Origin of the sequence: Actinoplanes sp. NPDC048796 (assembly GCF_040650035.1) — a bacterium.
Lineage (GTDB): Bacteria > Actinomycetota > Actinomycetes > Mycobacteriales > Micromonosporaceae > Actinoplanes.
In genome coordinates this window covers 609,669-634,940 of record NZ_JBEZGO010000002.1, presented here as the reverse complement: position 1 = coordinate 634,940, position 25,272 = coordinate 609,669, and the positions used below count along the sequence as shown (strand labels likewise).

At 70.9% G+C, this 25,272-nt stretch carries 24 protein-coding genes; 9 read left to right on the top strand and 15 right to left on the bottom strand.

All coding sequences use genetic code 11. From position 1 onward, the window contains the following. The first annotated feature begins 2 nt into the window (after positions 1-2). Together sucD and AB0C26_RS11245 are read left to right on the top strand one after the other, a co-directional pair. On the top strand, positions 3-884 hold the full coding sequence (sucD, locus tag AB0C26_RS11250; RefSeq protein ID WP_360245308.1) for a succinate--CoA ligase subunit alpha: 882 nt from the start codon (positions 3-5) through the stop codon (positions 882-884). A 98-nt stretch (positions 885-982) separates the two neighbouring features. Then, positions 983-2,443: a DUF6350 family protein gene (locus AB0C26_RS11245; protein WP_360245305.1), complete on the top strand. Its 1,461-nt coding sequence runs from the start codon at positions 983-985 to the stop codon at positions 2,441-2,443. 40 nt (positions 2,444-2,483) lie between these two features. On the opposite strand, the gene AB0C26_RS11240 is transcribed toward AB0C26_RS11245, so the two are convergent. Next, complete coding sequence (locus AB0C26_RS11240) at positions 2,484-2,828, bottom strand: DUF4190 domain-containing protein (RefSeq protein WP_360245302.1); 345 nt, start codon at positions 2,826-2,828, stop codon at positions 2,484-2,486. A 145-nt stretch (positions 2,829-2,973) separates the two neighbouring features. Here AB0C26_RS11240 and purN point away from each other — a divergent pair, with 145 nt between their 5' ends. The 4 genes from purN to mdh all read left to right on the top strand — a co-directional run bounded on the left by purN (position 2,974) and on the right by mdh (position 6,814). Continuing rightward, positions 2,974-3,591 carry a phosphoribosylglycinamide formyltransferase gene (gene purN, locus AB0C26_RS11235; protein ID WP_360245299.1) on the top strand — a complete coding sequence of 206 codons (618 nt, stop codon included), beginning with the start codon at positions 2,974-2,976 and terminating at the stop codon, positions 3,589-3,591. After that, entirely contained in the window at positions 3,588-5,156 is a 1,569-nt protein-coding gene (purH, locus tag AB0C26_RS11230) for a bifunctional phosphoribosylaminoimidazolecarboxamide formyltransferase/IMP cyclohydrolase (protein WP_360245296.1), read from the top strand. Before purN ends, purH begins: the two co-directional genes overlap by 4 nt. Before the next feature lie 6 nt (positions 5,157-5,162). Next, positions 5,163-5,759, top strand: a complete 597-nt coding sequence (locus AB0C26_RS11225; RefSeq protein WP_360245293.1) for a pentapeptide repeat-containing protein — start codon at positions 5,163-5,165, stop codon at positions 5,757-5,759. Positions 5,760-5,863: 104 nt separating this feature from the next. Then, on the top strand, positions 5,864-6,814 hold the full coding sequence (gene mdh, locus AB0C26_RS11220; RefSeq protein WP_360245290.1) for a malate dehydrogenase: 951 nt from the start codon (positions 5,864-5,866) through the stop codon (positions 6,812-6,814). Between the two features lie 89 nt (positions 6,815-6,903). Here the strand turns inward: mdh and AB0C26_RS11215 are convergent, their stop codons facing one another. Continuing rightward, positions 6,904-7,698, bottom strand: a complete 795-nt coding sequence (locus AB0C26_RS11215; protein WP_360245287.1) for an MBL fold metallo-hydrolase — start codon at positions 7,696-7,698, stop codon at positions 6,904-6,906. A gap of 80 nt (positions 7,699-7,778) precedes the next feature. Continuing rightward, entirely contained in the window at positions 7,779-8,030 is a 252-nt protein-coding gene (locus AB0C26_RS11210) for an alkaline phosphatase D family protein (protein ID WP_360246518.1), read from the bottom strand. A 324-nt stretch (positions 8,031-8,354) separates the two neighbouring features. On the opposite strand from AB0C26_RS11210, the gene AB0C26_RS11205 reads away from it, so the two are divergent. After that, positions 8,355-9,569, top strand: coding sequence for an NADP-dependent isocitrate dehydrogenase (locus AB0C26_RS11205; protein ID WP_360245284.1), 1,215 nt, complete (start codon positions 8,355-8,357; stop codon positions 9,567-9,569). Positions 9,570-9,899: 330 nt separating this feature from the next. On the opposite strand, the gene galT is transcribed toward AB0C26_RS11205, so the two are convergent. The 4 genes from galT to AB0C26_RS11185 form a co-directional block, all read right to left on the bottom strand. Beyond that, a complete protein-coding gene (gene galT, locus AB0C26_RS11200) occupies positions 9,900-10,991 on the bottom strand; it encodes a galactose-1-phosphate uridylyltransferase (protein WP_360245281.1) in 1,092 nt (363 codons plus the stop codon). Continuing rightward, the gene (locus AB0C26_RS11195; protein WP_360245278.1) at positions 10,988-11,764 is read right to left on the bottom strand and encodes a DeoR/GlpR family DNA-binding transcription regulator; all 777 of its coding nucleotides are present in this window, start codon (positions 11,762-11,764) and stop codon (positions 10,988-10,990) included. The genes galT and AB0C26_RS11195 overlap by 4 nt, the downstream gene beginning before the upstream one ends. A gap of 77 nt (positions 11,765-11,841) precedes the next feature. Further along, positions 11,842-12,756, bottom strand: coding sequence for a glycosyltransferase family 2 protein (locus AB0C26_RS11190; protein WP_360245275.1), 915 nt, complete (start codon positions 12,754-12,756; stop codon positions 11,842-11,844). Further along, a complete protein-coding gene (locus tag AB0C26_RS11185; protein WP_360245272.1) occupies positions 12,753-13,685 on the bottom strand; it encodes a sulfotransferase in 933 nt (310 codons plus the stop codon). Before AB0C26_RS11185 ends, AB0C26_RS11190 begins: the two co-directional genes overlap by 4 nt. Positions 13,686-13,747: 62 nt before the next feature. Between AB0C26_RS11185 and AB0C26_RS11180 the strand changes: the two genes are divergently transcribed. Then, a complete protein-coding gene (locus tag AB0C26_RS11180; protein ID WP_360245269.1) occupies positions 13,748-14,542 on the top strand; it encodes a WecB/TagA/CpsF family glycosyltransferase in 795 nt (264 codons plus the stop codon). A gap of 66 nt (positions 14,543-14,608) precedes the next feature. On the opposite strand, the gene AB0C26_RS11175 is transcribed toward AB0C26_RS11180, so the two are convergent. Beyond that, positions 14,609-14,767 carry a hypothetical protein gene (locus tag AB0C26_RS11175; RefSeq protein WP_360245266.1) on the bottom strand — a complete coding sequence of 53 codons (159 nt, stop codon included), beginning with the start codon at positions 14,765-14,767 and terminating at the stop codon, positions 14,609-14,611. A gap of 1,642 nt (positions 14,768-16,409) precedes the next feature. On the opposite strand from AB0C26_RS11175, the gene AB0C26_RS11170 reads away from it, so the two are divergent. Continuing rightward, on the top strand, positions 16,410-16,784 hold the full coding sequence (locus AB0C26_RS11170; protein ID WP_360245263.1) for a glyoxalase: 375 nt from the start codon (positions 16,410-16,412) through the stop codon (positions 16,782-16,784). On the opposite strand, the gene AB0C26_RS11165 is transcribed toward AB0C26_RS11170, so the two are convergent. The 7 genes from AB0C26_RS11165 to AB0C26_RS11135 all read right to left on the bottom strand — a co-directional run bounded on the left by AB0C26_RS11165 (position 16,774) and on the right by AB0C26_RS11135 (position 25,244). Continuing rightward, the gene (locus AB0C26_RS11165) at positions 16,774-17,682 is read right to left on the bottom strand and encodes a glycosyl hydrolase (protein ID WP_360245260.1); all 909 of its coding nucleotides are present in this window, start codon (positions 17,680-17,682) and stop codon (positions 16,774-16,776) included. The genes AB0C26_RS11170 and AB0C26_RS11165 overlap by 11 nt on opposite strands. Positions 17,683-17,764: 82 nt before the next feature. Then, positions 17,765-18,499, bottom strand: coding sequence for a methyltransferase domain-containing protein (locus AB0C26_RS11160; RefSeq protein WP_360245257.1), 735 nt, complete (start codon positions 18,497-18,499; stop codon positions 17,765-17,767). Further along, positions 18,496-20,031, bottom strand: coding sequence for an MATE family efflux transporter (locus tag AB0C26_RS11155; RefSeq protein WP_360245254.1), 1,536 nt, complete (start codon positions 20,029-20,031; stop codon positions 18,496-18,498). The genes AB0C26_RS11160 and AB0C26_RS11155 overlap by 4 nt, the downstream gene beginning before the upstream one ends. Beyond that, positions 20,028-20,906, bottom strand: coding sequence for a sulfotransferase (locus AB0C26_RS11150; RefSeq protein WP_360245251.1), 879 nt, complete (start codon positions 20,904-20,906; stop codon positions 20,028-20,030). Before AB0C26_RS11150 ends, AB0C26_RS11155 begins: the two co-directional genes overlap by 4 nt. A gap of 2 nt (positions 20,907-20,908) precedes the next feature. Next, a complete protein-coding gene (locus AB0C26_RS11145; RefSeq protein ID WP_360245248.1) occupies positions 20,909-22,138 on the bottom strand; it encodes a hypothetical protein in 1,230 nt (409 codons plus the stop codon). Continuing rightward, positions 22,135-23,502, bottom strand: coding sequence for a hypothetical protein (locus tag AB0C26_RS11140; protein ID WP_360245245.1), 1,368 nt, complete (start codon positions 23,500-23,502; stop codon positions 22,135-22,137). The genes AB0C26_RS11145 and AB0C26_RS11140 overlap by 4 nt, the downstream gene beginning before the upstream one ends. Continuing rightward, positions 23,499-25,244, bottom strand: a complete 1,746-nt coding sequence (locus tag AB0C26_RS11135; RefSeq protein ID WP_360245242.1) for a Wzz/FepE/Etk N-terminal domain-containing protein — start codon at positions 25,242-25,244, stop codon at positions 23,499-23,501. Before AB0C26_RS11135 ends, AB0C26_RS11140 begins: the two co-directional genes overlap by 4 nt. Positions 25,245-25,272: the final 28 nt, after the last annotated feature.

The following is a 25,272-nucleotide window of genomic DNA, read 5'->3' as shown; positions in this document are numbered from 1 at the left end:
TAATGGCGATCTGGCTTACCAAGGACTCGAAGGTCATCGTCCAGGGCATCACCGGCTCGGAGGGCTCCAAGCACACCAAGCGGATGCTCGCTGCCGGCACCCAGGTGGTCGGTGGTGTCAACCCGCGCAAGGCGGGCACCAAGGTGGACTTCGACGGCACCGAGCTGCCGGTCTTCGCGACCGTGGCCGAGGCGATGAAGGAGACCGGCGCCGACGTGTCGGTCATCTTCGTACCGCCGGCGTTCACCAAGTCGGCCGTGATCGAGGCGATCGACGCCGAGATCCCGCTGGCCGTGGTGATCACCGAGGGCGTGCCGGTGCAGGACTCGGCCGCCTTCTGGGCGTACAACATCGACCGCGGCCAGAAGACCCGGATCATCGGGCCGAACTGCCCCGGCATCGCCTCGCCCGGCGCCTCGAACGCCGGCATCATCCCGGCCGACATCACCCCGGGCGGCCGCATCGGGCTGGTCAGCAAGAGCGGCACGCTGACCTACCAGCTCATGTACGAGCTGCGCGACTTCGGCTTCTCGACCGCCGTCGGCATCGGTGGCGACCCGATCATCGGGACCACGCACATCGACGCGCTCAAGGCGTTCCAGGAGGACCCGGAGACCGACGCCATCGTCATGATCGGTGAGATCGGTGGCGACGCCGAGGAGCGGGCCGCCGAGTTCATCAAGGCGAACGTCACCAAGCCGGTCGTCGGCTACATCGCCGGCTTCACCGCGCCGCCCGGCAAGACCATGGGTCACGCCGGTGCGATCATCTCGGGCTCGGCCGGCACGGCCGACGCCAAGAAGGCCGCGCTCGAGGCCGCGGGCGTCAAGGTCGGCAAGACGCCGAGCGAGACCGCGCGCCTCATGCGCGAGGTCATGAGCTGATTTCGTTCGTACGCACGTCGGCGCGCCGTCAATTGATTGACGGCGCGCCGCCGTATCTGCAGCGCCGGGCCGCCCCCGGCGTGGAAAAGTAGTTCACGATGTCGACGCCACCCGACCGACCCGGCAACTCGGACGACCCGAAGGTCGCCGAGACGGTTCAGGCTGAGCCGGTCGGGAAGAACACCGAGCCGATCGAGCGCCGCACCGAGGCGTTCGACCCGGGGCAGCCGGACCGCGACGAGGAAGCCGAGCGGAAGACCGTCCTGGTCGACGACAAGGCGCTCGGCAACCGCGAGACCGTCAAGCTGCCCACCCAGCGCCGCCCGGCCGAGCGGGTCCGCCGGGCCCCGCTGCCGGTGGCCGCCGGCTTCGCCACGATCTGGGCCGCCCTGATCTCGTACCTGCCCGTGGCCGCCGTGATCGGCCTGGCCCGCACCCTGGAGGGCGCCGGCGGCCTGGCCGGCGCCGCGCACGCCGGCCTGGCCGGCTGGATGCTCGGCCACGGCGTGCCGATCGGCACCTCGATCGGTTCCCTCGGCCTGGCCCCGCTGCTGCTCACCGCCCTGATCCTCTGGCGGCTCGAGCGCGCCGGCCTGCACGTCACCCGGGCCGTCGGCGCCCGCCGCTCGGGCTCCACGGGCGACGCTCTCTCGGTCGCGTTCGCGATCGCTCTGACCTATTCGCTGCTCGGCTCGGTGGCCGCGCTCGTGGTCGACGGGCGCGGCACCGAGGTCACGCCCGGCCGGGCCGCGATCAACTTCTTCGTCCTGGGCGGCCTGGCCGCGTTCGCGGGTTCGGTGCGCGGGACCGGGGTGCTGGCCCGGTGGGCGCGTGGCATGCCCGCGGTGCTGCGGCACGGGCTGCGTACGGGCGTACTCGCGGCGCTGTTGATCCTCGCCGCCGGGGCCGCGGTGACCGGGCTCGCCGTCGCGGTCGGCGGCGGGCAGGCGGCCGACATGATCTCCGCCTACGGCACCGGCGTGGCCGGGCAGGCCGGCATCACGCTGGTCAGCCTCGCCTACGGGGTGAACGGCGTGGTCTGGGCGGCCGCGTACCTGCTCGGTCCCGGTTTCGCCCTCGGCACCGGATCGGTGGTGCGGCTGACCGAGGTGACCGTCGGGCCGCTGCCCACCCTGCCGCTGCTGGCCGGCCTGCCGAACGGCCCGATGGGCGCGGTCGGCGCGCTGCTGCTGTCGATCCCGGTGCTGGCCGGCCTGGCCGCCGGCTGGCTGCTCACCTTGCGCGTCTACCGCGAGGCCGGCCAGGCCGCGCCGCCCGAGCCGCGCCGCCGCCCCGGATCCACCCGCCCGCCGGCGTCGCCGAAGACCCCCGACACCCCGTGGTCGCTGCTCCTGGGCGGTGGCCTGATCGCCGGGCCCGCGGCCGGAATCGTGCTGGGCGTGCTGGCCGACCTCTCCGGCGGCCCGCTGGGCGACGGCCGGATGGCCACCATCGGGCCCGACGCCTGGCAGGTCGGGCTGGTCGCCACCGCCGTGGTCGGTGTCTCGGCGGCGATCGGCGCGGCCGCCGGGCGCCGCTTCAAGAAGTCGCAAGCATGAGAAAGGGGGCGCCCGGTGGGCGCCCCCTTCCGTACGACCGTCAGTTGTTCCTGTTCTGAAGGTCTTCCCAGTTGATGTTCTGACCGGCGGTCAGCGCCCAGATCAGCAGACCGATGCCGAGCACGGCGGCCACGGCGCCGCAGATCAGGCCGGTCAGGGCCTGGCTGCGGTTGGTGGCGCGGCCCGCGTTCGCCTTCTGCAGGCCGAGCCAGCTCACGATGGCGGCGGCGATGCCGAGCGGGATACCGAGATATACGCAGCAGACCAGCGGGATCGCGACGATCCCGAGGATCATGCCGACGAGACCCTGGGTGTTCTGGTTGCCGGCCGGCGGGCCGACCGGGTCACCGGCCGGGGGGCCGTAGTAGGGGGGTGGGGTTGTCACGCGTCCTCCAGTGTCACAGATGGCGCTGGCAAGCGACGAATTCGCATTCCTGAGAATCGGCAGCGTAACCGATGATCAGCGGTTATGTGTGCCGCTGGCACTACCCGTTGTCGGCCGTCGCGAACCGCGGCGATAGGCTCCTCGGGTGACCGACCCCGCGCCCGCCCGCCTGGTCGTCCTCGTCTCCGGTTCGGGCAGCAACCTGCAGGCTCTGCTCGAGGCCACCGCCGATCCCGCCTACGGCGCGCAGGTCGTCGCCGTGGGCGCCGACCGTGACGGCATCGCCGGCCTCGACCACGCGGCCGCCGCGGGCGTGCCGACCTTCGTCGACTCGGTGAAGGCGTACGAGACGCGCGACGACTGGGACGCGGCCCTCACCAGCCACGTCGCCGAGTTCAAGCCCGACCTGGTCGTCTCCGCCGGCTTCCTCAAGCTGGTCGGCCCGGCGTTCCTGGCCGCGTTCGGCGACCGCTACATCAACACGCACAACGCGCTGCTGCCGTCGTTCCCCGGCATCCACGGCCCGCGCGACGCGCTCGCCTACGGCGTCAAGATCGCCGGGGCGACCCTCTTCTTCGTCGACGCCGGTGTCGACACCGGCCCGATCATCGCCCAGGTCGCGGTGCCCGTGCTCGACGGCGACACCGAGGAAACGCTGACCGAGCGCATCAAAGTGGCCGAGCGGGCCCAGCTCGTCGAGTGGGTCGGCCGCCTGGTTCGTGAGGGCTGGACCATCCAGGACAGGAAGGTACGCATTCCATGAGTTCGACTGCCGAGGGGCGCCGCCCGATCCGTCGCGCGCTGCTGAGCGTGTACGACAAGACCGGGCTGGTCGAGCTCGCCCAGGCGCTGCACGCGGCCGGGGTGCAGATCGTCTCCACCGGTTCGACCGCCTCGACCGTCGAGGGCGCCGGTGTGCCGGTGACCCGGGTCGAGGAGCTGACCGGTTTCCCCGAGTGCCTGGACGGCCGGGTCAAGACGCTGCACCCGCGCGTGCACGCGGGCCTGCTCGCCGACCTGCGCCTGCCCTCGCACGCCGAGCAGCTGTCCGAGTTCGAGATCGAGCCGTTCGACCTGCTCGTCAGCAACCTCTACCCGTTCACCCAGACGGTGGCCTCGGGCGCGAGCGTCGACGAGTGCGTGGAGCAGATCGACATCGGCGGCCCGGCCATGGTCCGCTCCGCCGCCAAGAACCATCCGTCGGTCGCGGTCGTGACCGCCGTCGAGGCGTACCCCCTGATCGTGACGGCCCTGGAAGCCGGCGGTTTCACCCTGCCGCAGCGCAAGGCGCTGGCGGCGCGGGCTTTCGCCGACATCGCGGAGTACGATGTGGCGGTGGCCAACTGGACCGCGACGACCCTGGTCGGCGAGACCGGCTGGCCGGAGTTCACCGGGCTCGCGCTGAAGAAGCAGAACACCCTGCGGTACGGCGAGAACCCGCACCAGCAGGCCGCGCTCTACCTCGACCCGGGCGCCCCGGCGGGCCTGGCCCAGGCCGAGCTCGTGCACGGCGGCGAGCTCTCGTTCAACAACTACGTCGACGCGGACGCCGCCTGGCGCAGCGCCAACGACTTCACCGAGCCCTGCGTGGCGATCATCAAGCACGCCAACCCGTGCGGCATCGCCATCGGCGCCGACGTGGCCGAGGCGCACCGCAAGGCCAACGACTGCGACCCGGTCTCGGCGTTCGGTGGCGTCATCGCGGTCAACCGCGAGGTCACCGAGGCGATGGCCAAGCAGCTCGACGGCATCTTCACCGAGGTGATCGTGGCGCCGTCGTACGAGGCCGGCGCCCTCGAGATCTTCAAGGGCAAGAAGAAGCTGCGCGTGCTGGTCGCCCCGGCCTGGAACCCGGCCGCGGCCGAGGTCAAGCTGATCGGCGGCGGCGCCCTCGTGCAGCAGCCCGACCGCATCGACGCCGACGGCGACGACCCGGCCCACTGGGAGCTCGCGACCGGCGCCGCGCTGTCCGCCGACGATCTGGCCGACCTGGCGTTCGCCTGGCGCGCGATCCGCAGCGTCAAGAGCAACGCGATCCTGCTGGCCAAGGACGGCGCCACCGTCGGCGTCGGCATGGGCCAGGTCAACCGGGTCGACTCGGCCCACCTCGCGGTCAACCGGGCCGGCGCCGACCGGGCCAAGGGCAGCTTCGCCGCCTCCGACGCCTTCTTCCCGTTCCCGGACGGGCTCGAGGTGCTGATCGCGGCCGGCGTCAAGGCGGTCGTCCAGCCGGGCGGCTCGATCCGCGACAACCTCGTCATCGAGGCCGCCGAAAAGGCCGGCATGACGGTCTACCTGACCGGGACGCGGCACTTCTACCACGGCTGAGGCTTCGTGACGGACCTCGTGCAGGACCGGACCTTCTCGGGCGCCGACTGGGCGCTCGAGGAGGTCGTCGGCGTCCGGTACGAGGACTGCGCGTTCCACGACGTCGACTGGTCGGAGGCGCGGCTGACCGGCTGCGTCTTCACCAATTGCCTCTTCGGGAACGTCCGTTTCAACGCGGCGACGCTCGACAGCGTGGCCGTCATGCAGTCGACGGTGCGGCGCTGCTCCTTCTTCGACGCGACCCTGACCGGCTGCAAGCTGACCGGCACCCAGTTCATCGACTGTGGCCTGCGCCCGATCACCGTCGAGGGCGGCGACTGGGGTTTCGTCAACCTGCGCGGCCAGAACCTCACCGGCGCCCGCCTGCCCGGCCTACGGTTACGGGAGGCCGACCTGATGGGTGCCGACCTGACCCGGGCCGACCTGCGCGACTGCGACCTGTCGAACGCCCGGCTCACCGACGCCGTGCTCAAGGGCGCCGACCTGCGCGGCGCCGACCTCGACGGCGTCCAACTGCGCGGAGTCGACCTCACCGGCGCCAAGATCGACATCGCGCAGGCGGTGCAGTTCGCCACCGCGTACGGCGCCGTCGTCGGGGAATAGTGGGGAGTGGCTTACTTCGCGTTAAGCCGACCAGGCCGAAACGTGGCGTTAACCGACTGATACGTTCGCAAAAACTGTCCCCAGGACTGGGAGTGGATAGAGCTATGGGCAAGAAGGTAACCGTCGTCGGTGCCGGCTTCTACGGGTCCACGACTGCACAGCGTCTGGCCGAGTACGACATCTTCGACACCGTGGTGCTCACCGACATCATCGACGGCAAGCCGGCCGGTCTGGCGCTCGACATGAACCAGTCCCGGCCGATCGAGGGCTTCGAGACCAAGGTCGTCGGCGTCACCACCGGCCCCAACGGCGAGGGCTACGAGGCCATCGAGGGCTCGGACGTCGTCGTGGTCACCGCCGGCCTGCCCCGCAAGCCCGGCATGAGCCGCATGGACCTGCTCGAGGTCAACGCCAAGATCGTGCGCCAGGTGGCCGAGAACATCGCCAAGTACGCGCCGAACGCCGTCGTCATCGTGGTCTCGAACCCGGTCGACGAGATGACCGCGCTGGCCCAGCTCGCCACCCAGTTCCCCAAGAACCGGGTCTTCGGCCAGGCCGGCGTGCTCGACACCGCCCGTTTCACCAACTCGATCGCCGAGACCCTCGCGGTGCCGGTCAAGAGCGTCAAGGCGCTCACCCTCGGCTCGCACGGCGACACCATGGTCCCGGTCCCGTCGCGCTGCACCGTCGACGGCAAGCCGCTGTCCGACCTGCTCCCCGCCGACAAGATCGAGGAGCTCGTCGTCCGCACCCGCAACGGCGGCGCCGAGGTGGTCGCCCTGCTCAAGACCGGCTCGGCGTACTACGCCCCGTCGGCCGCCGCCGCCCGCATGGCCAAGGCCGTCGTCGAGGACTCCGGCGAGGTCCTCCCGGTCTGCGCCTGGGTCGACGGCGAGTACGGCATCTCCGGCGTCTACCTGGGCGTCGAAGCCCAGATCGGCGCCGAGGGCATCAAGAAGGTCGTCGAGGAGAAGCTCACCGACTCCGAGATCGCCGGCCTCAAGGAGGCCGCCGAGGCCGTCCGCGCCAAGCAGGCCGACGTCGCGACCCTCTGAGTTTCATCGGGAAAGGCCGGGCCGTTCGGTCCGGCCTTTCCTTGTACGCGCGTCCGGCTGGATCGCCGCCCCCGGTGCGCCCGGTCGTCTCACGCTCCGACGTTTCGGAACGCCTCCCCCAAGTGCGACACGGCCACCGCTGTCACCTCCTTCAACGTGCGCTGACGGGTGGCCCGGGCGAGCTCCGGATCGATGTCGCTGGCGTAGGCCAGCTCCGGGTGCAGCAGCTGGATGGCGTGGACGAGCATGTCGCCCGCGACGAGCAGGCTGTCGGACCCGTCCTCGACCAGGACCGACTGGTGGCCCGGCGTGTGGCCGGGCGTCGCCACCACCCGGATGCCCGGGGCCAGGGCCAGGTCGCCGTCGAGTTCCTGGAGGCGGCCCTGGGCGCGCAGCGGCGCGATCAGCAGGTCGAACTGGCCGGCCCGCTCGCGGTTGGCCTCATAGAGCTCGACGTCCGCCCGCGACACGACCACCCGCGCCGACGGGAAGGGTGAGTCGCGCGGGACGGCCCAGCCCATGTGGTCGTTGTGCAGATGGGTCAGCACGATCGTCTCGACGTCGGCCGGCTCGATGCCCGCCGCGGCCAATTCCTCGGGCAGCCGCCCCGGCACCGGCGCCCAGTCGGACGCGAGCGACCCGGCCGGCCCGATACCCGCGTCGACCAGCGTGACCGGGCCGTCCCCGGCCCGCACCGCATAGCTCCGGAAACGCAGCCACCACTCACCCTCGGCCGTCACCGCGGCCGGATCGGCCGCGTCGGCGGCCGCCCACTGCTCGGCCGTGGCGTCCGGAAACGCCTCGGCCCGGGGCATGAAGAAGGGCCCCGCGGCATCCTCCAGGGCGATGACAGTGAGCCGTCCGACGGCGTGGGTGACAGGCATGCCGCGATTCTGCCGGGGACGCCGTCCGCCCCGCGCCCCCGTTTTCCGGATCTGTGGATAACCCCGGCCCCTGTGGATAACTACTGGCCGAGGCTCTGGTCGTCGGTATCGTCGTAGGCCCGCTGGGCGCTCCTCGCGACGGCCGTGAGCACCGCCGACTCGACCACCTCGGCGATGCCCGGGCGGCCCGACTCCGCGCCGGCGACGGCCCACAACACCTGGTTGGCCAGCAGGTTCCAGCGGGCGCCGGAGTGGCGCCGCCCGTTGACCAGCCGGCTCTCCTGCTCGGGGCCGGTCATGGTCAGCGCCGGGTCCTTCGCCGCTTCCGGCAGCGGGTCGCCCGACGCTACGTCGAGCCCGAAGAGGTCCGCCGGGAGGCGGGTGGTGCTGTTGTTGGCGTACGCCTACGTGTGGTTGAGGAGCAGCGGCCCGGCGGCCCGGCAGAGAGGAGCAGTCGATGGCCGATCGGCTGGTCGAGCTTCTTTTGCAGTTACATTTCTCGATGCCATCGGGTTTGCGATACAAGGTGCCGACGAGCGGGCAGACTGGTTGGGGCGATCCGGGTAGATCCCGGTCGGGGGTGACCGGTGATCTTCAACGGCCCTGCCGTACGCTCGTACTGCTAAGCATGTTTTCGGGAGAGGAGCGCCGGCCGAATGGCGAAAATCAAGGTCACAAACCCGGTGGTGGAGCTCGACGGCGACGAGATGACCCGGATCATCTGGAAGCAGATCCGTGAGCAGCTGATCCTGCCCTACCTCGATGTCCCCCTCGAGTACTACGACCTGTCGATCCAGTACCGCGACGAGACCGACGACCAGGTGACCATCGACGCGGCCAACGCCATCAAGCGCCACGGCGTCGGCGTCAAGTGCGCGACGATCACCCCGGACGAGGCCCGCGTCGAGGAGTTCGGCCTGAAGAAGATGTGGCGGTCGCCCAACGGCACCATCCGCAACATCCTCGGTGGCGTCGTCTTCCGTGAGCCGATCATCATGAAGAACGTGCCGCGGCTGGTGCCGGGCTGGACCAAGCCGATCATCATCGGCCGGCACGCCCACGGCGACCAGTACAAGGCCACCGACTTCGTGGTGCCCAGCGCCGGCAAGCTGACCGTGACGTTCACCCCCGAGGACGGCTCGGCGCCGATGGAGTTCCACGTCGCCGACTACCCGGGCGGCGGCGTCGCCATGGCGATGTACAACTACGACGAGTCGATCCGCGACTTCGCGCGCGCCTCGTTCCGGTACGGCCTGGCCCGCAACTACCCGGTCTACCTGTCGACCAAGAACACGATCCTCAAGGCGTACGACGGCCGTTTCAAGGATCTCTTCGCGGAGATCTTCGAGACCGAGTTCGCCGACCAGTTCAAGGCGGCCGGGCTGACCTACGAGCACCGGCTGATCGACGACATGGTCGCGGCCGCGCTCAAGTGGGAGGGCGGCTACGTCTGGGCCTGCAAGAACTACGACGGTGACGTGCAGTCCGACACCGTGGCCCAGGGCTTCGGCTCGCTCGGCCTGATGACCTCCGTGCTGATGACCCCGGACGGCAACACCGTCGAGGCCGAGGCCGCGCACGGCACCGTCACCCGGCACTACCGGCAGTGGCAGAAGGGCGAGAAGACGTCGACGAACCCGATCGCGTCGATCTTCGCCTGGACCGGTGGTCTCAAGCACCGCGGCAAGCTGGACGGCACCCCCGAGGTGACCCAGTTCGCCGAGACGCTGGAGAAGGTCTGCGTCGAGACCGTCGAGGGCGGTCAGATGACCAAGGACCTGGCCCTGCTGATCTCCAAGGACGCGCCGTGGCTCTCGACTGACGAGTTCATGAACGCGCTCGACGAGAACCTGGCCCGCAAGCTCGCCTGATCTCGCAAGCAGAACAGGGCCGCCCGCGCGTGAGCGTGGGCGGCCCTGTGATGTTTAGATCCGTAACCAGTGGGTACGGGCGTCGTTTCTCATGGCAGAACGGATGGGCCGCGCGACGCCGAGGGGTCGCCCACCGATCCGGCTGCCTTGTCCCGGGCGCCGATCGGTTCTCTCGCCGGCGATGCGGCCACGTGGGCGCACCACCACCTTTGCGCCTGCCGTCCCTTCCCAGCGGGGGTCCCAATGTCCCGGGACCCCCGCCCCTCTTCTCCCGCCCCGAAGGCCTCGCCTGGTGAAAAGGCGAGAAGGCGGAAGAGAGGAAGGGAAGACTTACGCGGCCTCGCGCAGCAGCTGCGCGGCCCTCTCCGGAACGATGTCGTTCACGAAGTAGCCCATGGCCGACTCGGAGCCGGCCAGGTACTTCAGCTTGTCGGCGGCGCGCCGGATGCTGAACAGCTGCAAGTGCAGATATCCCAGGTCGCGGCCCTCGCCCACGACCGCCTGGTGCCAGGCCGAGATGTACGGCATCGGCTTGCCGAACAGCCCGTCGAAGCGCTTCAGCATGTCCAGGTAGAGCGGACCGAACGCGTCGCGCTCGGCGTCGGACAGCTCGGGGATGTCGGCCACCTTGCGGTTCGGCGCGATCTGCACCTCGAACGGCCAGCGGGCCGCGGCCGGCACGAAGGCCGTCCAGTGCTCGTTGCCGCCGACGATCCGGGTGCCCTGCTCGCGCTCGGCCGCCAGGACGTCGGTGTACAGGTCGCCGCCGGTCCGCTCCCGGTAGGCAGCGGCGGCCGTCAGCATCAGCTTCGTGCGCGGCGGGACGGTCGGGTACGCGTAGATCTGCCCGTGCGGGTGGTGCAGGGTCACGCCGATCTCGACGCCCCGGTTCTCGAACGGGAAGACCTGGGCCACGCCGGGCAACCGCGAGATTTCGGCCGTACGGTCGGCGAGCACGTCCACGACGGTGCGAACGCGGGCCGGCGTGAGCGCTCCGAAGTAGCTGTTGTGGTCGCTGGTGAAACACACGACCTCACAGCGGCCCACGCCAGGGCGTACGGGAACCATGGGGTTGATCTCTTGAACCTCGTCCGGGGACACCCGGTCGCTGAAGGACGGGAACTGGTTCTCGAAGACCACGACGTCGTAGTCCGGAGCCGGGATCTCGCTCGCGAACGTCGGCTTGGTCGGGCACAGCGGGCACGAGTCGCTCGGCGGCAGGAACGTGCGGGTCTGCCGGTGGGCGGCGATCGCGATCCACTCGTCGACGAGCGGGTCGTAGCGCAACTGCGAGGTGTGCGGCGGGGGCGGAAGGGTGCGGGTGTCCGGGTGCTCGGCCCGGTGCGAACCGTCCTGTTCGTTGAAGTAGATCAGCTCACGGCCGTCGGAGAGACGGATCGCCGTGCGGCTCTTGAAGGTCACTGGCCACTCACCATCACAAGTTCTGGAACTGTTTCGCTCAGCAATGCACGGGCCTGCTCGTCCAGCCCGTCGTCGGTGATCAGCACATCGGCCCGCTCGAGCGGAACGATCGAGCTGATGCCGACGGTGCCCCACTTCGTGTGGTCGGCCAGCACGACGAGCCGCTCGGCCGCCTCGACGAGGGCCCGGTTGACGTCGGCCTCCATGAGGTTCGGCGTGGTGTATCCGGCGCGCTCGCTCATCCCGTGCACGCCCAGGAAGAGCATGTCGAGGTGCAGGGTGCCGATCGCGGCGACCGCGACCGGGCCGACGAGGGCGTCCGAGGGGGTACGGGTGCCGCCGGTCAGCACGACGGTCTGGTCCGGGCGGCCGGCCCGGTAGAAGACGTCGGCGACCGGGATCGAATTCGTCACCACGGTCAGCGACGGGACGTCGACAAGGCGCTGGGCCAGCTCGGCCGTGGTGGTGCCGGCGGAGAGCGCGATGGCGTCGCCGGGGGAGACCATGGCGGCGGCGCGCATGGCCATGGCGGATTTCTCGGCCCGCTGGCGGACGCTCTTGGCGGCGAAGCCGGGCTCGTGCGCGGAGCCGGGACTGACGGTGGTCGCTCCGCCGTGTACCTTCGCGAGCAGGCCACGATCGGCCAGCGACTCCAGGTCACGGCGGATCGTCATGTCGGAGACGCCGTACTCGGCGGCCAGCTCGCTGACCCGTACACCGCCGGCGGCCCGCACCCGGTCGAGGATCGCGGCTTGGCGCTGCTGCGCCAGCATCAGAGGATCCGCACTAATTCGAACACGCCCGAACACTACCTTGTGATCGGGCGTGACCGAAAGAGTGTGTTACCCCTCTAGATGCCTCGGCCGCGCTTATGCAAGGCAGAGAGCACGTTCTCGACCTTGACCGCGCCGGTCATGGCCGCGAGGGCGATCGCGGTGCGCGGCTCTTTCCAATTCGCCCGTACGGCCTCCTTGCTGAACTGCCAGGCCTGGCTCCGGTTGCCGGTCGCGGCCGACCAGCACGCGAGCTGGCCGTAGACGCGGGCCGCGCCCGGACGGCAGCCGCTGATCTCCGGGTGCCGCTGCATCATCCAGCGCAGCGAGCTGATCTTCGTCGCGTACTCGTACGCGTAATGCGAGGTCCGCCCCCACAGCACCCGCACCAGTGGCTCGTCGAGATGCACGATCGGCGACCGGCGGGCCGCCCGCAGCAGCAGGTCCCAGTCCTCGTTCTGGCTGCCCGGCGCGTCCTCGGCGACCAGGCCGATCGCGTCCTCGACCAGCGCCGTACGGCGGATCAGGAACGACGACGAATGCAGCATCGCCATCCGGGAGCGGGCCAGCTCGTCGACCGTGACCCGGCTGCGCCCGGCCAGCCGGGCGGTGGTCTTCCCCTCGTACTCCACCTCGATCGCACACGTCGCGAACTCGGAATCCGGGTCGGCCAGCAGCGCGGCCACCTGACGGCGGAGCTTGTCCGGGCGCCACTGGTCGTCGTCGTCGCAGAAGGCCACGTACTCGGTGTCCAGGGCCAGGATGCCGGTGTTGCGGGCGCCGGCCAGGCCGGACGTACGCCAGTTGGTAAGCACCAGCACCTGTACGCCCTCGGTGGCGGCGAGCAGGTAGTCGGGCTCGGTCTGGTCGTACACCACCAAGATTTTGATCTCGCCCGGATAGCGCTGGTCACGCACCGAGGCGATCGCCTTGCGGACCAGCTCGGGCCGGTTCCGGGTGGGGATGACGACACCGACGGACGGCCAGTTCATCGACTCTCCTCTTTCAGAAGCGGATATCCGTACGCCCGCAGCATCGGCGCACACACCGCTCCGACCAGGCGGCGCTGCTTGGCGGGCAGGGACTTCACCCAGGCGTCGTCGCGGCGCAGCTCCAGGCGCCCGACGGTGAAACGCATCGGGTTGCCGGCCGCGCTGTGCCCGACACCCAGATCGGCGTGGCCCTCGCCGAGGAACGCCAGGTCGGTGGGGAGGAGCCGGAGGCCGGCGAAGTCGCCGATCTTGAGCAGTTCCGACCGCGGGTGCGCGAGGAACTCCTCGTAGCGCAGCCGGTGCACGGCCACGCCGCGCTTGGCCAGCAGGCCGAAGGCGGCGTTGTGGGCGTTCCAGAGCATGGCCGAGCGGCCGGGGGAGTAGCGGGTCATCTCCTCGGCGCCGTCGGTCTCCGGCCGGGAGACCCGCTTGGTCCAGGAGTACGCGACCCCGCGCGCGTCCCGCACGACGTGCACGACGCGCAGGTCGATGTCGCCGGACCAGCGCAGCACGTGGGCGAGCGCCGAATGCTTGGAGGAGTCGACGACGACCTCGGCCCCGGACACCTCGGCGGCGGCCGCGTAGACGCGGGCGTAGAAGTCGGCGTACTCGTGCACCTCGCTGGGCGCCTCGCCGGCGGTGGCGAGGCGGGGGATGTGCCGGGTCCGCTCGACGGCGTCGCGCAGCGCGTGCACCCGGTCGACGTCGACGTGGTGCCAGCCGCCGAAGGCCCGCTCGCCGACCCGCCGCCAGAACGTGCAGGCCGAGAACCGGGCGCCGCAGCCGCACCGCTCGTCGTCGCGGATGTCGCGCTGCCAGAGGTGGACGACCTCGCCGAGCGCACACACCCCGGGCAGTTGACCGAGCAGACGTTCGACGAGCGTTGTCCCACTTCGCCCTAATCCACCCAGAAATACCACGCGTGCCACTCTTGCCCACCTTCGCTCGTTTCGCTCCTATAACGAGCGAACAAGCGCGAAGGAGGCGTTGCGTGACAATCCAGGCGTTCGACCGCGTCCACCTGGACGGCACGGGCATCGACCGGATCACCGAGGCGGAGGTCGTGGCGGTCGTCCGCGACTCGCTGGCCCGCGGCCGCGGCGGCCGCATCCTCACCCCGAACATCGACATCCTGCGCCGCGCCCAGGCCGACGCCGAATGCCGCCGCCACCTCGACGACGCCGACCTGATCGTCGCCGACGGCATGCCGCTGGTCTGGGCCAGCCGCCTCGGCGGCCGCCCCCTGCCCGAGCGGGTGGCCGGCAGCAGCCTGATCTGGTCCCTGTCGGAGGGCCTGGGCCGCGACGGCCGCTCCATCTTCGTGATCGGCGGAACCCCGGCCCGGGCCAACGAGAAGGACGGCGCCACCCGGGCCGCCGACCGCCTCGCCGGCGAATGCCCCGGCCTGCGCGTGGCCGGCACGCTGTGCCCGCCGTTCGGCTTCGACCGCGACCCCCTGATGTACGAGGACTACTGCACGAAAATCGCCGGCGCCTCCCCGGACCTGGTGTTCGTCGGCCTCGGCTACCCCAAACAGGAACGCATGATCACCCGCCTGCGCTCCCTGCTCCCCCAGGGCTGGTTCATAGGTTGCGGCGCCGCGGTCAACTTCGTCGCCGGCGACATCGAACGGGCCCCCCGCTGGATGCAGCGAACCGGCCTGGAGTGGGCCCACCGCCTCGGCACGGAGCCCCGCCGCTTGGCCGGCCGCTACCTACGCCACGACGCCCCCTATGCGCTGCGCTTACTGGCCCAGGCCCCCGGCCAGCGTGCTCGAGCCCGTTGATCTGCCTTTCCCGGCCCAATTAAGCGGCATACAGTCGCCATTGCCGCCCCCAAAACCGCAGGCGTATTATTCGATGGCCCCTTCTCGCCCGGCGAAAAGCGCAATTTCACCGAAGTAAGCTTTACCAAGAAGCGTGATAGCAGCTTGCTCGAATTGCCCGTCGCGCGCGGTCGCCCCGATTGCCGCATAACCGACCGCGCCCCGGCCGCCGAATTCGCCGCGCATAGGCGGGGCGGTACCCCATTGCGACGGCGACACCCCGGGGCTTGCGGAGCAGTGTCAACGCCCGCAGTTGGCGGCACGTAGAGCAGTGGCGACCTTCCGGGCTTGGGGCGCAGTCAACGCCACGGTTGGCGGCGCGCAGGGCCGTGGCGACCTCCGGGCTTGGGGCGCAGTGTCAACGCCACGGTTGGCGGCGCGCAGGGCAGTGGCGACCTTCCGGGCTTGGGGCACAATGGCGACGTCACAATTGGCGGCGCGTAGAGCAGTGGCGACCTCCCGGGCTGGGCGCAGCGGCGACGCGCAGGGCGGTGGCGACCTCTCGGGCTGGGCGCAGCGGCGACGCGCAGGGCGGTGGCGACCTCTCGGGCTGGGCGCAGCGGCGACGCGCTAGGCCGTGGCGACCTCCCGGGCTTGCGGCGCAGTGGCGACGCCACAGTTGACGGTGCGTCGAGCAGTAGCGACCCCTGGGGCTTTGAGGCACGCGTGGACCAGCGACGACGGCGTGGCCTGGGACGGCTAAGGCGCAGCCCCAATGTGCGGCGGCGGATCGCCGGCGATGCCCGAGCTCTGCGGCGACGGCGGATCGCCGACGATGCTTGAGCTTTGCGGTGGCTGCGGGAAAGAGACGATGCTCGCAGCCACTGGCGACTGTGGACCTTCAGTGATCATCGGGGCCTCAGGTGGCTGCTGAGCTGTGGATGAGGCTGGCGCCTGAGCTGTAGTGGCGGGGCGGGGCTGCTCTGGCGGCGGGGTCCTCGTCTGCACTCCGGTTCGGCAATGTTCCGAAGTGGACTGGGCGGTGTCCGGTCCTCGAGTGTCGGTCGGGGACCGGGGCGCGGCGCTTTGCTCGAGTCGTAACCGCATGAGCTTGAGTCCGTGGCGCTGGATGAGACCCCATGCGCGGTGACGTTCGTGCTCTCGGCGGAAGGCGTCATTCTCGGGCGACCAATTTCGGGCACGGGTGCGATCGCGCATGCTGTCCATTTGTTTGCGAGTGAAAAGTCCAAGCTGTTGGTATCGCATGCCCAATTATCCCGCCGCCGCGTCGTCTAAGCCATCGATAATTGATGAGGATCATGCCAAATTCGACGCGGCGATAGGGAATTGTGCGGCCGGAGAACCGCTCGAACGCGATCCGGTCGTAAAGCCGCGCCTCCGCCCGAACCGGCCGTCCGCACAAGCGCAGGTCGGGCAGCCCTGAAGCGAGACCCGGGTTGGCCGTCCGTGGAAGCGCAGGTCGGGCAGCCCTGAAGCGAGACCCGGGTTGGCCGTCCGTGGAAGCGCAGGTCGGGCAGCCCTGAAGCGAGACCCGGGCTGGCCGTCCGCGGAAGCGCAGGTCGGCAGGCTTAGGGCTGACCGTCCGTGGAAGCGCGAGCCGTGCAGGCTTAGGGCTGGCCGTCCGTGGAAGCGCGAGCCGTGCAGGCGTAAGGATGGAGCCCGGGCTGGCCCTTCGTGGAAGCGGAAGCCGGGCAGGCGTGAGGCCGCGACCAGCGCTTGCCCTCCGTGCAAGCGTGAGTCGGGCGGCCGGGGCCGCACCCTCGCCCGGCCTGGGCCGTCCAGGGCAAGCCACCATGGGCGGTGCCCATGTGCACAAGGCGGAACCTTAAGCAAGACGTACGTACGGTTTGCAGGGTAGGCTGCGGGCATGTCCTTCAGTTTTGAGCGGCTGCACCACGTTCAAGTCCTCTGTCCGCCCGGGGGTGAGGATGACGCGCGCGGCTTCTACGGGGGTGTGCTCGGCATGACGGAACTCCCCAAACCGCCTGCCCTCGCGGCGCGGGGTGGGTGCTGGTTCCGCGGTGGGGGCTGGGAGATCCACGTCAGTCCCGTGGCCGGCTTCGTGGCCGCTAGGAGGGCTCACGCCGGCGTACTCGTCAATGACCTTGACGGTCTTGCGGAGAGGCTGAAAACCGCCGGTCGCCCGGTGGAGTGGGATGCTCACTTTCCGGGCCACCGGCGGTTCTACTCGCAGGACGATCACGGGAATCGGCTGGAGTTTCTTGAAGCCGTCACGGATTGAAGTACGGGTCTCGCACCAGCTTGTGGAACGCCCTGAACGCCGCCTTGTCGCCCGTGAGCTGGAACTGCTTTGTCGGGCCGTTGCCCTCCGGGTCCGACTCGAAGTAGGCGATGGCCTTGATCTGCGGGTTGGCCTTGAAGGTGCGGCCGGCGTCCTTCAGCCAGTCCGCGCGGCCGGCTGAACCCCACGCCTTCGCCACGCCGAACTCGCCGATCACGATCGGTTTCGGGCGCTGGGCCGCCCACTGCAGGAACGGGGCCATCAGCTGGCCGATGGGCTCGAACTTCTCGCCGGCGTACACGTCGACGCACGTCCAGTCGACCTGGTCGTCGCCCGGATAGAAGTCCGGCGCGTCGCCCCGGATGAAACCCTCGGCCGTCGGGCACCACACCCACGACACGTTCGTCGCCCGCTCCTCGTCGAAGATCTTCCGGACGTACTTCCAGGCCGCGATGTAGTCGGCGCCGGACCACATCGTCGCGCGCAGGTTGGGCCGGTCCATCTCCCAGCGCATCCGCAGCAACACCGGGACCTTCAATTTGCGTACGGCCTTGGCCTGCTTGCGGATCAGCTCGTCGTGTTCGCCGTCCAGGATGGACCGGTTGTCGCCGGTCGCCCAGCTCACCATGAGCGTGGAACCCCGGGCCAGGAACTCCTTGTCGGACGGGGTGCCCACCATCTGCTCGAAGCGGCGGTACGTGTTCACGATGCTCAGCCGCCGCCCCAGGTCGGCCTGAAGGCTGTCCACCGCGGCGAGCCGGCCGACGTGGGTCAGCGCATCCGGCTTGATCCACGCCCCGACCAGGGCGCCCCGCTGCGGCGCGCGTACCGGGCCCGACGCGAAGGGCCCCTGCTGGACGGCGACGGCGGCCGGCGCCGCCGACAAATCGGGTGGCACCGGGGGTAGCTCCGTGTCCTTTTTGTCCCGGCTAAATGAGCAAGCGCTCACAAACAGGACAAGAACTAAGATCAAAATGCCTTTACGCATGGACACGGCGGGCGGTGTAGAGAACGTTCACGGCGTACGAGTCACTGCCGGGCATTCGCCGGGCCGCCGCGTCCACGGCCCGGGCCACCGGATTCCCGTGCAGCGAGGGCGTGATCATCGAGAAGCCCCGCCGCTCGACGATCTCGAATCCGTGCCGCTCGAACAGCGCGGACACCTCCTCGTGCGACAGCTCGGCGAACCACCGCTGCCCCTGGTGCCGGCGGGCCCGCAGATGGCGTACCGAGGCCGCGTTCCCGTGGTTCTCCACCACGAGCACCCCCGAGTCCCGCGTCGGCAGCGCCTTCGCCGCGAACGCGAGCGCCCGGTCCCGGATCGCCGAGTCCACGTTGAGCAACAGCCGGAACATCGTCACGATGGCCGGGAAGCCGGCCGGCACCGGGTGCGGCACCGGGCCGTCCGGCGCCACCTGGTGCCAGTTCGCCCGCGAGCCGACCTCGGCCGCCTTCGCCATCATCTCGGCCGACGTGTCGTAGCCGTGCGCCTCGCGGACCAGCCCGTGCAGGATGCGGATGGCCCGCCCGGTGCCGCAGGCGAAGTCGTGCTGCACCGGCGCCAGCGGACCGAACTCGCGCCGCACCAGCGTGCGCAGGTAGTCCTGCTGCCGCTCGTTGATCTGCGACGCGTAGCTGTCCGGTGCGTAGGTGACGTTCTCGTACTTCTCGACCGCGTCGGTGTCCTGGAACACCTTTGTGTAGTCGGTGGTCAACTCGTCCTCCTCGAAGGTTTGAAGGCGTCCAGAGCGAGGTGTGCGCGCAGCAGCCAGGCGCCGCCGCCGTAGGCGGGAACGGCGGCCAGCGCCGCGAGGGTCAGTCCGATGCCGCCGGTTCCGGCGATCGCGGTGACGGCCCAGGGGAGTACGCCGAAGCAGACGACCGCCAGCAGGGCCGCCACCCGCGTGCCGCGCCCGAACGGGTGCAGCCCCGCCGACCGGCCCACCTGGGCCAGCGGGAGCAGGTTGTTGGCGACCATCGCGCAGGCCAGCCCGATGGCCGCGCCCAGCGCGCCGTACGCGGGGATCAGCAGCAGGTCCAGCCCGACCGTGACGACCAGCGCGATCAGCACGTTGGCCAGGTTCCACGAGGTGCGCCCGGCCATGGCCAGGACCATGTCGACCATGCCGCAGCCGGTGGCGACCAGCATCGCGCCGGCCAGCACGACCACCACGACCCGTCCCTCGCTCGCGTAGTGCTCGCCGAACAGCCGCAGCCAGAGCGGCGCGAACAGGATGACCAGCAGGATGATCGGCCAGGTGACGAGCACGAGCCAGCCGGTGGCGGTCTGGTAGAGGTGGTTGGCCTGGCGGCGGTCGCCGGTGGCCAGCGCCTCGGCCAGCCGCGGCTGCACCGATTGCGAGATCCCCTGATTGGCGAACTGAATCAAAACGACAAATCGCCCCGCTACGGCGTAGACGGCGGCCGGCGCGAGACCGGCCAGCGCCGCCACCAGCAGCACGTCCACCCGCTGCAGGGCCAGCTGGGCCACGCTGGCCAGCGCGCGCGGCCCGGTGAACCGCCAGAAGTCGCGGCGGACGCCGATCCGCTCGGCCCGGTGCGTGGTCACCCCGGGCGGCTTCTGAGCGCGATAGACCTTTCTGAGGCTGTACGCGGCCAGCACCGCGACCGGCAGGTAGGGGGCCGCCCAGGCGAGCGCGAACCCGGGCAACGATCCCGCGGTCCACAGTGCCGCCATCCCGACCAGGGCGACCTGCACGAGGTTGCGCAGCACCCGGTCGAGCAGCACGGTCGGCCGCATGGCCCGGTAGCCGCGGGTCGCCGTGAGCAGCGCGTCGGTCAGCGCCTGCAACGGCAGGAACGCGGCCAGCACCCGCAGCCCCGCGGTGTGGGCGTCGACCACGTGTCCCGCGTCGTGCGCGGTGATCCGCGCGATCGCCGGCGCGGTCAGCCACATCGCCGCCGCGAGCACGACCGAGACCACCACGACCGGCGCCAGCCCGGCCCGCAGGCACGCGCCGAGCAGGTGGGCCCGGCCGGTGGCCCGCAGCCGCGCCGGCCAGTAGACCAACCCGGTCTGCGTGCCCAGCTTGGCCAGCCCACCGGCCAGCACGAACGCGGCCGTGGCGGCGAAGAACGCCCCGGCCTGCTCGGCGCCGAGCGACCGGGCCACCACCCACGTGACCACCACCCCGGTGCCGCCGGCCAGCGCCGAACCGACCATGTTGGCCAGCCCGCCCCGGGCCGCCGCTTTCGTCGAAGAAGAGCTATCCAGAACAGCTGTCACGTGCGGCGCCAGATCGGCATGCGCCCCAGCCACCGGGCCAGGGCCTCGTCGTGGGGCAGGTAGTAGTCGGTGAGCTCGCGGCGCAGGGCCGGGTCCATGTCGGCCTGGCGGGGGCGGGCGTTGTGCCGCTCGAACGGCGGCCGCTCGAGATAGTTGGGCAGCCCCAGGAAGTCGCAGACCTCGTCGTAGACGTCCTCCGGCTCGGCGAAGAACCGCTCGCTCTCCACCACGTGGATCCGCTCGCGGCCCACGTGCTGCGCCATCACGCTCAGGTAGCGGGCGTACTCGCCGCGGGCCCGGTACGCGTGGTGCTGGTGGCTGAAGCTGTAGTACTCCGGGTCCTCGGCCAGCTTCTCCTCCTGCTTGTGCAGGCGGGCCGGTTCGAGGGCGAGCGCCGCCCCGAAGTCGCGCTCGGGTTCGAAGTCGCGGGCCACCTCGTGGTGGTGCTGCGAGTACGCCCGCTCCACCGGGTCACGGACCAGCACGACCAGCTTGGCGTACGGCAGGTCGCGGGCGATCCGGGCCGCCGCCTGCGGGTGGTACATGTAGTAGGGGCTCGACTCGAATGTCTGCGCCGCCACCCCGTACCTGTCGGAGATCTTGTCGGCGCTGCGGGTCAGCGGGAAATGCGCCTTGTACCAGCCCATTCCGCGGTCGTACGACGTGTCGAAGTAGTGCACGCCCTTGTGCAGTACGGCCTTGAGCACCACCGGATGCTCGGCCAGCGCGCGGTACAGCGACGTCGTGCCGCAGCGCTGCCCGCCGCAGATCAGGAACGACGGCGTCATCCGGCCCGGCGCGGTGAGCCGGCCGTAGGAGCGTGAGCCCAGGTGCACCACGCGCTTCATCGGCGCCGGCATCTTGCGTACGTCCATGGTCACAGCTCCTCGACCCGGCGGATCAGCACCGGGAGCAGCCAGGTGCCGAGCACGCCCAGGCGGGCGCCGGCCTCGGCCTGGCGGTCGGTCAGATATCGGGTGGCCAGGTCGACCAGGTAGAGCAGCGCGGTCACCTCGCGGCCCTCGGGTACCACCCCGAACGGCGCCAGCAGCTCGCCCGCGCGCTTGACGGTCGCCTCGACCGCGTCCCGGGCGTCCTCGGTGGACTGGATGCGCTTCTGCAGCTCGTGGTGCACCGCGTCGAAGCCCAGCGGCACCCCGGTGGCGAACCGTTCCCAGTCCCAGACCAGCAGCGCGTCGGCCAGGTTGGCCATGTTCCAGGGCGCCCAGTCGCCGTGCCAGGCGCCGTAGCGGAAGCCGATCTCGCCGCCGCGGCGCACCAGCAGCTCGGCCGCCGAGGCCAGGGCGACGCCCTCGGGCCGGTCGCTCACCCCGGCCAGCCGTCCCCGCAGCTCGTGCCAGTACGCGCTGCCGGCCAGCGTCCCGGTCGTGTAGCCGCAGCAGCCGGCGATGTCGAGCATCGCCCCGACCAGGCGGCGCTGGTTCAGCGGGGCGCGCGGCAACCACACCGGCAGCGCCGACTGCACCAGCACCTGCAGGCCGCGCCACTCGCCGGCGTGCAGCACCCGCGGCACGGTCAGCTTGGTCAGGCCGCTGTTGCCGAGCGCGGTCAGCGCCGCCGCCTCGGCCTTGACCAGCCGCTGGGTGAGCGGCCCGGTGCCGAGCTTGCCGAAGCCGAACGTGTCACCGTCCGGGCTGAGCAGCTGGAGCACCGGCTTGCGGTTGGCCCGGGCCGGGCCGATGTGGACGCTCACCGCCAGCTCGCGGCCCAGCGCCTCGCTCAGATAACCGTCGATGCATTGCGAGTACGGGCCGGTGACCCGGACCCGGTCGCGCAACAGCACGCCGGAGGCGCCCGTGCGGACCGCGGCGACCACCGCCTCGCGCTTGAGGCGGGCGGCCCGCGACTGCGGCTCGGCGTAACGCCGGACCGCGGCCGCCGCGACCCGGCGCGACATCGAGGGCACCAGCAGGCGGGGCCGCCGCGCGTCCGGAACCACGAGGTACTCGGCGATCGGGGTGCCCGGCGAGCCGTCCGTACGGCACGGCTGCGGGTAGAGAAGGTCGAGCACCTCGGTCAGGTACCGCGTACGCAGCTCCGCGTCGCCCGCGGTCAGCTCGGCCGGCGCCGTCTTGACCGGACTCATGTCGTCGTGTCCCCCTCGGATGAATTGCGCCAGAGCAGCGCGAACGCCAGAACGGTGAAGGCCAGGGGGGTGACGAGCGAGTTGTACCAGAGCATCGCCGAGAACGAGGTGACGATCGCGGCGCTGCCGGCCACCCCGATCGGGCTGCGGTCGCGGCGGAACCGCCACAGCCCGTACGCGAAGAAGCCGAGATAACCCACGGTGCCGACCGCGCCGTGCGCGTAGAGCAGCTGCCACAGCTGCCCGTTGCCGCCGACGGTGAAGTTGCCGCAGCGCTCGCAGCCGGCGCTCTCCCCGACGGTGATCGAGTTGCGGCCGCCCAGGGTGTTGCGGGTGCCGCCGTAGCCGATCACGGGGGAGCCGGTGAAGCCGTCCAGGGCGCGGTCGATGAGGAACGAGCGGACGCCGTTGGACTTGCCGTTGTCCATCCGGGCCCCGACCACGTCGCCGAGGGGGGTGGCGACCAGGGTGACCGAAAGCATGGCGGCGGCCATGACGACCGCGCCGATGATCCAGAGCTTGCCGGCCAGCACGTACCGGGCGGCCACGTAGACGACCAGCACGCCGATGCCGATCCACAGGCCCCGGTTGAGCGAGACGACGGCCGGCACGATCGAGACGACCAGGCAGACGGTCGTCCAGAATTTCGCCCGGGACGACCGGGCGGCCACGATCAGCCAGCCCACCAGCAGGCAGAAGTTGTTGCCCCAGGTGTTCGTGTAACCCCACGGCGCGGCCGGGCGCGGCTGGCCCTCGCCGACGATGTCCATGATCTGTGCCGCGTACGGATGGACCAGCGACTGCACGAAGCCCTTGTTGCGTACGCCCGGGGGCAGCAGCCACTCGACCGGCGAGGTGAACTCGAACGTGCCCGCCACCATGCCGAGCAGCCCGCCCAGCACGGTCACCACGAACAGCCAGCCGAGCAGCTTCACCAGCCGGCGTTTCGGCAGTTCGGCCTCGGTCAGGTTGCCCGCGTAGACCAGCAGCACGGTCAGCGACGCGTACATCAGAGCCTTGTAAGTCACCGCCGGCAGTCGCCCGGTCGCGTGCTCGGCCACCGTGCCGGCCGGGTCGGCGCCGAGCGCGCCGATGCTGACCACCACGGCCGCCAGGAAGATCACCCAGAAGGCGAAGCCGGGCGGCAGCCGCAGCGGGCGGCCGGCGGCGCGGCGCCGGATCAGCAGGAACAGCATCGGCACGGCCATCAGCGCGAAGATCAGCACGCCCAGGCCGAGCGCCCACCAGACCGGGTAGAAGGCCAGGATGCACGCCACCGGCCAGGCCGGCAGATCCCGCCGCTTCGGCGCACCGTGAGCCGCCCCGCCCGCTACACGCGCCGGGGTGGGGGCCGTCTGGGTCACTTCTTGTCGCCGTCCTTGGCGATGTCCTTGACCGCGCCCGACATGTCGATCACCGCGGTGATCTCGTCCGCGTGGTTGGCGTCCCGCTGGCGCAGCGCGGCCTTCTCGGCCGACGAGACCGTGTTGGTCGGGAAGCGCTGGGGCGCGGTCAGCACGGCCGTCTCGTCGGGCCGAGGGCCCTCCGACGAGGCCGGTGCGGGCGTCAGGGTCACCACGGGTGCGGCCGCTTCGGCCGTACGCAGGTTGGTCAGATGCGGCAGCACGACCGCGCCCAGCAGCGGCGTGCCGACCCGCTGCAGCTGCTCGGCCGCGTCGAGCAGGGCGGGGCGGCGGGCCCGGCGCAGCTCGACCGCGAGGATCGCGGCGTCGGCCAGGCTGGCCAGGCTCTGCGCGTCGGCGCTGCTCGCCGTCGACGGCGCCTCGATGACCACGTAGCCGCCCTGTCCGCGCAGCGTCTCCAGGGTGTCGCGCAGCCGCTGCGACTGCATCAGCCCGGCCGCGGTGGCGGCGCCACCGGTGGTGATCACCCGCAGCGACGGGATGCGCGGGCAGCGCTGCAGCACGCGGTTGAGGCCGACCCGGCCGGCCAGCAGGTCGGACAGGCCGGGTACGGCCGAGACGCCGAGCATCCGGGCCAGCGGGGCGGCGTCGACGACGCTGTCCGGCAGGTGCGCGCCGATCAGCACGACGTCGCTGCCGGTGCGGGCCAGGGCGGCGGCCAGGTTCGCGGCGACCAGGGTGCTGGCCGAGCCGCGGCTGGCGCCGGTCACCACGATGGTCCGGGCGTCGGCCGGCAGGGTCGCCAGCACCTCGTTGCGCAGCCGGTTGAAGACCCGGCCACCGGCGCCGTACGGCTGCAGGACGTCGTCGAAGTGCGGCGTGGTCCGCTCGTCGAGCGCGGCCAGCACGTTCATCCGCCCGCGGTCGCGCACGTCGGCCGCCGAGCGCAGCCGACGGTCGTACCGCTCCCGGACGAAGGCGAGAGCCAGGCCGAGCAGCAGGCCCAGCATGCCCCCGGTGGCGATGTTGATCATCGCGTTCGGGCTGACCGGGGTCTCCGGCAGGCGGGCGTCGCTGATGATGCTGCCCGCGCCGACAGTGGTGGTGGTGAGCTCGTTCAGCTTGCCGGTCATGCCGTTGAGCTGGTTCTGCGAGTTCTGCCGCAGGCTCTGCAGGTTGCTCTCGTCCGAGCTGCCCCGGGTGGCCCGGGCCAGCCGCGCGTTGATCCCGGTCAGCGTCGTGGTGAGCTGCTTGATCTTCGCGGTGAGCGTCTTGATCTGCTGGTCCAGGCCGTTCTGCGCGGTCTCCTCGCGGTTGCGCAGATAGGCCTCGGCGAAAGCGTGCGAGCCGGCCTGCGCGCCCTCCGGCGAGTCCGCCTGGAAGGTGACCATCAGGACCGTCGTGTTGGCCGGCACCTCGACCGAGACGTCCTTGGCCAGCTCGATCGGCGACCGGTCACTGCGCAGCAACGCGGCCGCCTTGGTCGCGACCGCGCCCGAGCCGACCAGCTGGGCCTCGGTGTCGAGGTTGACCGAGCCCTTGGTGCGGCCACCCTGCGCGTTGGTGTCCTGGTCGACGGCCTGCACGAGCACCGCCGTGGACGACTGGTAGACCTTGGGCATCGCCGAGGTCAGGCCCGCTCCCGCACCGAGGCCGGCGCCCGTCGCGATCAGTGCGATCCACCAGTGCCGGCGGAAGACACCGAGATAGTGCGAGACATCCGCGGGGCGTGACGCTTCCATCGGTTGGCGGCCCTTTCGGGGGTGGAGT